The 9,397-nt window shown below is 71.0% G+C and carries 5 protein-coding genes; 3 read left to right on the top strand and 2 right to left on the bottom strand.

Annotation, left to right across the window (positions count from 1 at the left end; genetic code table 11):
- Positions 1-490 (top strand): hypothetical protein (locus tag FHU34_RS33160; RefSeq protein WP_208745108.1); only part of this gene is annotated, 490 nt, incomplete at its 5' end.
- Here the strand turns inward: FHU34_RS33160 and fxsT are convergent.
- Together fxsT and FHU34_RS29110 are read right to left on the bottom strand one after the other, a co-directional pair.
- The gene (gene fxsT / locus FHU34_RS29115; protein ID WP_145785372.1) at positions 459-4,502 is read right to left on the bottom strand and encodes an FxSxx-COOH system tetratricopeptide repeat protein; all 4,044 of its coding nucleotides are present in this window, start codon (positions 4,500-4,502) and stop codon (positions 459-461) included. The two genes, FHU34_RS33160 and fxsT, sit on opposite strands and share 32 nt — an antisense overlap.
- Entirely contained in the window at positions 4,486-5,766 is a 1,281-nt protein-coding gene (locus FHU34_RS29110; RefSeq protein ID WP_167524921.1) for a TIR-like protein FxsC, read from the bottom strand. Before FHU34_RS29110 ends, fxsT begins: the two co-directional genes overlap by 17 nt.
- A 208-nt stretch (positions 5,767-5,974) precedes the next feature.
- Between FHU34_RS29110 and FHU34_RS29105 the strand changes: the two genes are divergently transcribed.
- Together FHU34_RS29105 and FHU34_RS29100 are read left to right on the top strand one after the other, a co-directional pair.
- A complete protein-coding gene (locus FHU34_RS29105) occupies positions 5,975-7,435 on the top strand; it encodes a magnesium chelatase ATPase subunit I (RefSeq protein WP_145785370.1) in 1,461 nt (486 codons plus the stop codon).
- Between the two features lie 2 nt (positions 7,436-7,437).
- On the top strand, positions 7,438-9,390 hold the full coding sequence (locus tag FHU34_RS29100; RefSeq protein ID WP_145785369.1) for a vWA domain-containing protein: 1,953 nt from the start codon (positions 7,438-7,440) through the stop codon (positions 9,388-9,390).
- The last annotated feature ends 7 nt before the right edge of the window (positions 9,391-9,397 follow it).

Below are 9,397 nucleotides of genomic sequence, written 5' to 3'. Positions count from 1 at the left end.
TTGCCCCGCCGTCACCGTCGTGCTGCGGGTGGAGCCGGCCGACGGCCGTTGGCTGAGCCTCAGCCCGCGGCTCGACCTGGTCCGGCTGCGGCTGACCGATCCGGAGCGGTTCACGCGGCTGCGTACCGGCGCGGAACGCCTCGTCGACGCACTGCCCACGGCGTCCGACGGGGACCTTGCCCTCGCCGCCGGGGATGACCTCGCCGCGCGCGAGAGCTATCGCCGGCAGGTGTGCGCCGACCCGGAACTGCTGTCCGCCTGGGTCGGACTGGCCCTCGCCGAGCAGCGGTTGACGGCGGCGCAGAAGACCGCCGGGGCCGACCCCGAGCTGTGCCGCGCGGTGTACCGGCAGCTGCGTACGGACGGGCACCCGGAGGACCCGTTGGAGTTGTCCCGGTGGCTCGCGCCGGTGACCTGCGTGCCGGCACCGGGCATCGAACCCGACGGAGAACCCTCGGTCACGTCGGTGGCGGTTCCAGATCGCAGTTGAGGCGGTTCGCCTCGACCAGAGCGATGGTGTTCGGGTGGTGCTCCCCCAGGACACGGCGGAAGAGAGGCATCACCGAGTCGCGCAGGGCGCGGGCGCCTCGGTGGTCCCCGGCGACACTCAAACTCGTGGCCAGGTTGTTCGCCACCGCCAGAGTGTCCGGGTGCGACGGGCCGAGGATGCGCTGGGCCCGCTCGTAGCAGTCCTGGTCGGTGGCGAGGGCCGCCGCGAACTCCCGGCGCCCGTACCAACAGTTGGCGAGGTTGATGTTCGCGGCCAGCGTGTACGGGTGGTCGGCACCGATCTGCTCGGTGAACCGGTTGACGACCTCGTCGGACAACGCGAACGCCGCGTCCAGATCCCCGGCCTTCCGCAGGAAGATGGCCAGGTTGTTGCCGTACGCCAGGGTGAACAGATGGTCCTCGCCCATCGCGTCCCGATACCAGCGGTACACCGGGCGCGCCCGGCGGAGCGCGCCCGCGTCGTCCTCCAGGGCGGACTCGTCACAGGCCAGATTCATCGCGGCGGCCTGCACGTCCGGATGATCGGGACCGTGCCGGCGGCGGGAACGGACCAGCACGTCGGCGCTCAACGCGTGGGCCCGCTCGAACTCGCCCAGCTTCCGCAGGGTCACCGCGTAGCTCTTGGTCACCCGTAGGGTCTCGCTGTCCTCCTCGCCGAGCACCTGCCGGTCCGCCTGCACGGCCGCCTCCAGGACCCGTCGGGACTCGGTGAGGTCGCCGGTGTCGCGGAGGTCCCGGCCGTACTGCCCCTCGGAGAAGAGGGTGAACGGGTGCATCGGCCCGAGGGTGTCGCGGCGGCGGGTCAACGTGCGCTCGTTGAGCCGCAACGCCCCGCGCAGGTCGCCGACCAGACGCAGCGACAGGGCCAGGTTGTGCGCGGCGATCAGCGCCCGCGAGTGCTCCTCGCCGAACACCTCGCGGGCCAACTCCTCCGTCCGGGTGTCCAACTCGCGCGCCCGTTCGAAGAACCCCAGCGCGCGCAGGTCCGCGGCGAGGCTGCCGGCCACGATCACCGTGTACTCGTGGTTCTCGCCGAGAGTGTCGGAGAGCCGCTCGTACACGTCCTGGTCGATGTCGTACGCGGCCTGGTACTGCGCTTCGAGGCGCAGCGCGTTGGCGAGGTGGAAGCGCATCATCTGGGTCGGCGGGTCGTCCGCGCCGTGCTCCGCCCGCCACGCCTCGATCGCCTTCTCGGCCAGCTCGGAGCAGGTGGCGAAGTCGACCCGGGTCCACATGTACCGGGCCACGTCCAGCAACAGTTGCCGAACCTCCGGCTGCGGTGAGTGGAGCGTCTTCGACGGCAGCAGGTGGGGCCAGAGGTCGGCGTAGATCGGCCAGTTGCGGGGCTGGTCGGGGTCCTTCGGGTTGGCGGCGGCGAGGATCGCGTGCACGTGACGCCGGTTCTCCGCCTTGACCTCGTCGGACAGGGACTCCCGGATCAGCTCCTGCACCAGTGGGTGCATTCGCAGGCTGGCCTGGTTGCCGTCGTCACCGCGGTCCGAGGTGCGTCCGCGCACGTTGTCGATGCGGGCCAACGAGTATCGGCCGACATCCCGCAACGCGCGCCCCATGAGCAGGGGATCGCGAACCGAGGGATCGTAGGGGAGCAGCACGTTGATGAAGCTGTCGTCGTAGAGGAGCGACATCGGGATCGGCTCGGCGGCGAAGAACGCGCAGACCTCCAGCAGCTTCGCCGCCGCCGGGTTGCGCTCCCGCAGGCTCTCCAGCGAGACGAGCCACGGCTCCGCGCCGGTCTGCCGATAGTCGTTGGGCAACTCGTCGGAGAGCATGCCGGGCAGGTAACGGCGTAGCCGCCGCAGGTACTGGGTGGCCGACTCGCCGGTGGTCGCCAGCCACGCCCCGGCCTGTTCCACGGCGAGCGGCAGGTCGCCCAGGCGCGCGGCGACCATCTCCGCGTCGGTCAGGGGCAGGCGGGGGATCCGGCGACGGAGCAAGGTGGTGCTCTCCGCCCGGTCGAAGGCGCCCACCTCGAAGTTGCGGGCATGCCGGGCCCAGACGTGGTTGCGCGTGGTGACGAGGACGTGCCCGGGGCCCTGCGGCATCAGGTCGTGCAACTCGGCGGGATCGTCGGCGTTGTCCAGCACCAACAGCCACCGCCGGTACGGGTCGCCCCGACGCAGGGCGTCCAGCACCCACTGGACCCGCTCGGCGACGTTGCCTCCGAGTGGCGTGTCCGCCTTGGCAGCCAGCCGGTCGGCGAGCGAGGCCAGAGCGAGCCGCATCACGCTCGGCTGCTGTGCGGAGATCCACCAGACGACGTCGTACTCGGCGCGGAAGCGGTAGGCGTACTCCAGGGCGATCTGGCTCTTGCCGACGCCGCCCAGACCGTGCAGCGCGAGCGGGGTGTGCCGGGCCTCGGCCGACGACAGCCAGTCGCGCATCTCCTCCAGGAGCGGGCTGCGGCCGACGAACTGGACGTTACGCGGCAACGGCACCCTCCAGACCGGGGGTTCGTTGCCCGGGAACCGTCGGCGTTGCCCGGCGCCCTCCGGGTCGGTCGCCGGGCGGGCGGGGTGGTCCAGTGCTTCGAGCAACCGGCTGGCGGCCTCCTCCTCGGTGGCGCCCACCAGGTCCACCGGGACCCGCTCCAGGAACACCGCCGGCGCGCGGGAATTGTCCAGCCGGACGGGCACCAGGAAGTTTCCGCCGCTGCCCGCCTCGTAGGTGGTGGCCTGGGACCACAACTCGCCGGCGTTCGGCGACTGCATGTATTCCTGGGACAGCAGCACCACCAGCCGGGCGGCGTCCTTGAAACCGACGGCCGTCGCCGCCCCGCCACCAGGGCTGGCCGGGAAGTCGACCTCCCGCATCACCGTGTGCAGGCCTGCCGAACGGAGCTCGTCGCGGACCCACTCGGCCCAGGACCGGTCGAGCGAGACATAGCTGATGAACACGTCGGGTGTCGCCCCGGAGACGCGCTGCCGCTCGAACTTGGCCAACCACTGGCGGCGCAGCCGATCCTCCATCGGCGGCAGGCTGTCGACGGCGTTCTCGGTGATCGCCCTGGCGAGTCGCTCGTAGGCGGCGAGCAGGGTGCCCTCGTGGTGGGCCCGGTCGCCGAACCCCGCCAGGATCTCCTCGTACGCGTAGTAGGGCTGGTAGGGAATCTCGATCTCGCCCCAGTACCTGTCGCTCTCCTCAGGTGAGGTGCGAGGCAGCAGGGGCGCGAAGCGGCGGCGGGCGTGGTCACGCCCCGCTTCCAACTTGAGCTGCTCGGCGTTGTCGACCCGCATCGGCACCGGCAGGATCCGGATCGGTCGGTCGCCGCGTTGTCGGATGATGGAGCGGGTGACGCCGGCAGCTCCGTCGATGCTCTGGTCGTTGAGCGTGAACGAGGTCACCACGGCATCGGGCAGTCGCACGGTGCAGATGCCGGCGCCGTCGCTGACACCGGTGCGGCTATCGATCAGCACGTAGTCGTAGTGCTCCCGCATGCTGGCGGCCAGCGCGTCCAGGAAGCTGTTGCCGCCCAACTTCTCGAAGAACGCCTGCCAGTCGAACGTGCTGACGGCCTTCGTGTACGCCGTGTCCTGTCTGCCGGCCGGCAGGAGGTCCAGACTGCCCCGTGCAATCGGACCCGCCGACGGCCGGACGGCCGCGGCGGGAGCGGGGAAGTCCCAATGCAGCGAGACGGCGTGATGCAGCACGTCGGCCGCGCTGCCCAGCCAGTCCTCGTCCTCCGTCTCCTCCAACGGCCGAACGACAGCCTCGGCGTAGTCGCGGACCATGTCGATGACCCCGGTCGAGGTCCGCAGGTCCTTGTCGAGGAGGAACGGGTGGAAATACTTGTGCAGACCAGGGGACTCCAGGTCCCAGTCGACAGCGAGCACCCGGTACCCGTTGGACGCCAGGATCCAGGCCACGTTGGCGAGCGCCATGGTGCGGCCGGTGCCGCCCTTGTACGAGTAGAACGTGATGATTCGACCCTCGACACCGTCGCCGGTGATGCCCGGGTCAGCGCTCGTCGTCACGGCCGTCCTCCGCTGCGGTGTCGTCGCCTTCCGCCCCCCAGGGCCCGTCGATGCGTGGTGGTCGGGAGTCGGTGGCGGGGCCCGGAGGCCGGTGCACCGCTCCTCGGCTGAACACCCGGTTACGGGCGACCTCCAGCACCTCCGGCAGCTCCTCCTGGAAGGCGCGGTGGGTGAGGATGTTGGATCGGTACAGCTCGTCGTCCGAGGCCAACTCGTCGAAGATTTCCCGACACGCGCGGGACAGCGACTGCCAGTGCTCTCGGGTCTCGGTGTCGTCACGACTGCTCGGGATCAGCACCGCCGTGGTGCCACCGTCGCGCAGGGCGGCGGCGGCATGGGCGGTCAACGACTGCCGCTGCTCGGGCAGGCGGGTCAGCCAGGCGTCGACGATCAGCACCATGATCTGGTTGTAACGGGCCGCCTGCTCGGCGCGGCGGGCCAGCTCGGTCAGGTCCACGACAGTCGACCGGTAGCTGTGGTCGGCGGCGATCTCACGCGCGTAGTCGACGACCGGATCGGGGAACGGCGGTCCGTACGGTGCCCAGGCCAACGCGCGGTCGCCGTAGGTGTTCACGTGTTGGCGTACCGTGCCCATCTCGTCCCGGTGCGACGCCGCGACGATGAAGTGGACCAGCATCGGCGCGAACTGGTCGACGTCCGCCGTGAGTTGCCCGGCACCCGCGGGGCGGTGGAACGCGCTGACGATGGACCGGAGATCGATGGAGCGTTGGACGTCCGGCAGCGGGTGCTCCTCCACACTGGACACGATCTGGTTGGCCAGTTCGAAGAGGAACGTGCGGTAGTCGTCGCTGTGCCGCTGGAGCCGCATCAACTGCCGGACCCCCAGCCGCTGATAGAGGTCACCGAGGCTGTGGGAGGAATATTGCAACGGGGACGCGACCGGATGGATGCGGCCGGGTCGGGCCGGAATCCACATCAGCGGCTTGAGGAGCGAGCTGTCCACGCCGTTCTGCTGGTCGAAGCGGGCAGTGCGGTCGGCGAAGATCTGCCACTCCTGACCGCAGGCCTCGCTCTGGAAATACCTCGGTGTCATCAGAGCGAGGAAGGACCGGCACGTGCTCAGCGCCTCGACCAGCCGCTGCGGCCACCGCTCGCCCAGCAGGATGGTCCGATCCACGAAACCGACCCGCTCGTCGCGGGGTAGACCCGCGATCAGCCGTACCTCTGCGCTGAGATCCTCGTAAAGACGTTGGACCAGTGCGTCCTCGTCGCCCCTCGCGTAACTGAGGAAGAAGTACAGCACCGCACCTCCGCGCCGGGAGAGGTTGACCATCGGATGGCCGGGCCGTGACCCCGTCGGTCACGACCATTGTGCGGCGGCCGTAGCGGCGGAGCTAACCGTGAGTATAGGGGCGGGAACCACGTGCCACAGCCCGCCGATCGGCGCATCCAGAGGGCGTCTCGGATATCACTTTCCGTATTGGCGTGGGTCGACTCCGGCGTGAGCTAGCGTGGGTCGGGTGACTGCGCCTAACCAGGTAATCCCGGTTCCACCGGCCGACCTGCCCAGCACGCTCGGCGCGCTACGGGCGGCCGGTCACCAATACCGCACCGTCAAGCAGGAACTCCGCGACAACCTCCTCGCCCGGATGCGCTCCGGCGACACCCGTTTCCCCGGCATCGTCGGTTACGACGACAGCGTGCTGCCCGAGGTCGAGCGGGCACTGCTCGCCGGGCACGACATGGTGCTGCTCGGCGAGCGCGGTCAGGGCAAGACCCGACTGATCCGCTCGCTCGGCGCGCTCCTCGACGAGTGGACGCCCGTCATCCCCGGCTCGGTGCTCAACGAGCACCCGATGCACCCGCTCACGCCGGCGTCGCGTGCCCAGGTCGCCGAGGCCGGTGACGACCAGCCGGTCGGCTGGCTGCACCGCTCGATGCGGTACGGCGAGAAGCTCGCCACCCCGGACACCAGCGTCGGCGACCTGATCGGTGACGTCGACCCGATCCGGATCGCGCAGGGCCGCACCCTCGGCGACCCGGAAACCATCCACTTCGGGTTGGTGCCCCGCACCAACCGCGGCATCTTCGCCGTCAACGAGCTGCCCGACCTGGCCGAGCGGATCCAGGTGGCCCTGCTCAACGTGCTGGAGGAGCGGGACATCCAGGTTCGCGGCTACCAGTTGCGGCTTCCCCTGGACCTACTCCTCGTCGCCAGCGCCAACCCGGAGGACTACACCAACCGGGGTCGGATCATCACTCCCCTCAAGGACCGGTTCGGCGCGGAGATCCGCACCCACTACCCGGTCGACCTGGACCTCGAGTTGGCGTTGATCCGGCAGGAGGCCGACCTGGTCGCCGACGTGCCGGAGCACGTGCTGGAGGTCCTGGCCCGCTTCGCTCGGGCCGTACGGGAGTCGCCGTCGGTGGACCCGCGCTCCGGCGTCTCGGCCCGGTTCGCGATCGCCGCCGCCGAGACCGTCGCCGGTGCCGCGCTGCGCCGCGCCGGCCTGCTCGCCGCCATCGGTGACCAGGAGGGCCGCCCCGAGGCGGCGGTGGCCCGAGTCGGCGACGCCGTGTCGGTGACCAGCACCCTGCGCGGCAAGGTGGAGTTCGAGAGCGGCGAGGAGGGGCGGGAGATCGAGATCCTCGCGCACCTGCTGCGTACCGCGACCGCCGAGACGTTCCGGGCGCACCTGTCCGGGCTGGACCTGTCCGGTTTCACGGCGCTCGTCGGAGACGGGGCGGCGATCGAGACAGGTGAGCTGGTCGGCGCCGCCGAACTGCTGCGGCAGGTCGGCACCGTGCCCGGTCTGGCGAAGGTCCTCGACCGGCTCGGCCTGGGCGACGCGCCCACACCGGAGGAGGCGGCGGCTGCCGTCGAGTTCGTGCTGGAAGGGCTGCACCTGACCCGCCGGCTCGGCAAGGACGTCACCGACTCCGGGCGCACCGTCTACGGCGGCCGGGGCTGACCATGGCCGGCAATCGGTTCCGGTACGGGCAGTGGACCGGCGGGCCCGACCCGCTGGCACCCCCGTACGACGTGCGGGAGGCGGTGGACGCGGTCGGCGCCGAGGTGCTGGCCGGCGGCAGCCTGCGAGAGGCGTTGCGTGACCTGCTGCGCCGTGGCCCGAAGGGGCGGGGTGGGCTGGACGACCTGGCGGCGCGGGCTCGGCGGCTGCGCCGGGAGGCGCTGCGTCGCGGCGACCTGGACGGTGCGGTGACCAGGGCCCAGGCCCTGCTGGACCAGGCTCTCGCCGCCGAGCGGGACGAGCTTCGTGGCCGTGACGACGACGCCGCGCGGTTCGCCGAGTCGGTGCTGGACAACCTGCCCCGCTCGACAGCGCGGGCGGTGGAGGAGCTGTCCGGGTACCAGTGGGCCAGCGACGACGCCCGCCGCTCGTACCAGCAGATTCTCGACCAACTCCGCGACGACGTGCTCGGTCAGCGTTTCGCCGGGCTGCGCGACGCCGTGCGGGCGTCCGCCGACCCGGCCGCCCAGCAGCGGCTCGCCGAGATGATGGGCGACCTGAACGACCTGCTGGCTCGGCACGGTCGCGCGGAGGACACCACCGACGCGTTCGCCGAGTTCATGCGTCGGCACGGCGACTTCTTCCCGGAGAAGCCGGAGACCGTCGACGAGTTGATCGACGTGTTGGCCCGCCGTTCGGCGGCGGGTGAGCGCTTGATGAACTCGCTGTCCGACCGGCAGCGCGCCGAGTTGGCCGGTCTGATGCAGCAGTCGCTCGGTGACCGCCTCGCCGGGGAGTTGTCAGCGCTCGACGAGAACCTCCGGGCGTTGCGCCCTGACCTGCGGTGGGGGCGCGGCGAGCGGGTCCGGGGCGAGCAACCGCTGGGCTACGCCGACGCGGCCGGGGCGTTGGGTGAGATCGGCGAGCTGGACGACCTGTTGGACCAGCTCGACCAGGAGCACCCGGGGGCGACCCTGGACGACGTGGACGTCGAAGCGGTGGCCCGCACGCTGGGGCGGGACGCGGCGGACGACGTCCGCCGGTTGCGCGATCTGGAGCGGGAGCTACGCCGGCAGGGCTGGGTGAGTCGGGACGCGGAAGGGCTCACGTTGAGCCCGAAGGCGCTGCGCAGGCTCGGCGGGACGGCGCTGCGACGGGTCTTCGCCGACCTGACCGCCGGGCCGCGAGGCCAGCACGACCTGCGCTCCGCGGGGGCCGCCGGCGAGGTCAGCGGCGCGTCCAGACCCTGGGAGTACGGCGACGAGCAGCCGTTGGACGTGGTCCGGACGTTGACCCGGGCGGTCAGTCGGGGCGGGCCGACGGTCCCGGTGCAGCTCGCCGTGGACGACTTCGAGGTGGTCGAGACCGAGAAACGGGCTTCGGCGGCGGTGGTGCTCTGCGTCGACCTGTCGTACTCGATGATCTCGCAGGGTCGTTGGGGCCCGATGAAGCAGACGGCGTTGGCGCTGGCGCACCTGATGGAGACGCGTTTCCCGCAGGACGCCCTGCAGATCGTGGGTTTCGGCCGGGAGGCGATGACGCTCACCCAGCAGGAGCTGGCCGCCGTCGAACCGGACATGGAGCAGGGCACCAACCTCCAGCACGCGTTGCGGCTGGCGGGACGACACCTGCGTCGGCACCCGGACGCCGAGCCGGTGGTGCTGGTGGTCACCGACGGGGAGCCCACCGCGCACCTGGACCCGGACGACGGGGAGGCACTGTTCCACTGGCCGCCGCTTCCAGAGACGATCGAGGCGACGGTCCGTGAGGTGGACCGGCTGAGTCGGTACGGCGCCACGCTCAACCTGTTCATGCTCGGCGACGACCCGGGTCTGCGGCGCTTCATCGACGCGGTGGCCCGCCGGAGCCGGGGCCGCATGTTCACGCCGGACACCGACGACCTCGGCGAGTACGTGGTCTCCGACTACCTCCGCTCCCGCCAATCCCGCCGCTAACTCCCCG

The organism is Micromonospora taraxaci, assembly GCF_007830095.1.
GTDB classification, from domain to species: Bacteria; Actinomycetota; Actinomycetes; order Mycobacteriales; family Micromonosporaceae; genus Micromonospora; species Micromonospora taraxaci.
The sequence above is the reverse complement of the archived record's forward strand: the minus strand, read 5'-3'. Positions and strand labels throughout refer to the sequence as shown.

What these genes read in the sequence shown, in the direction of transcription:
- FHU34_RS29100 (WP_145785369.1), top strand. Translation starts at nt 7,438, where the DNA reads ATGGCCGGCAATCGGTTCCGGTACGGGCAGTGGACCGGCGGGCCCGAC.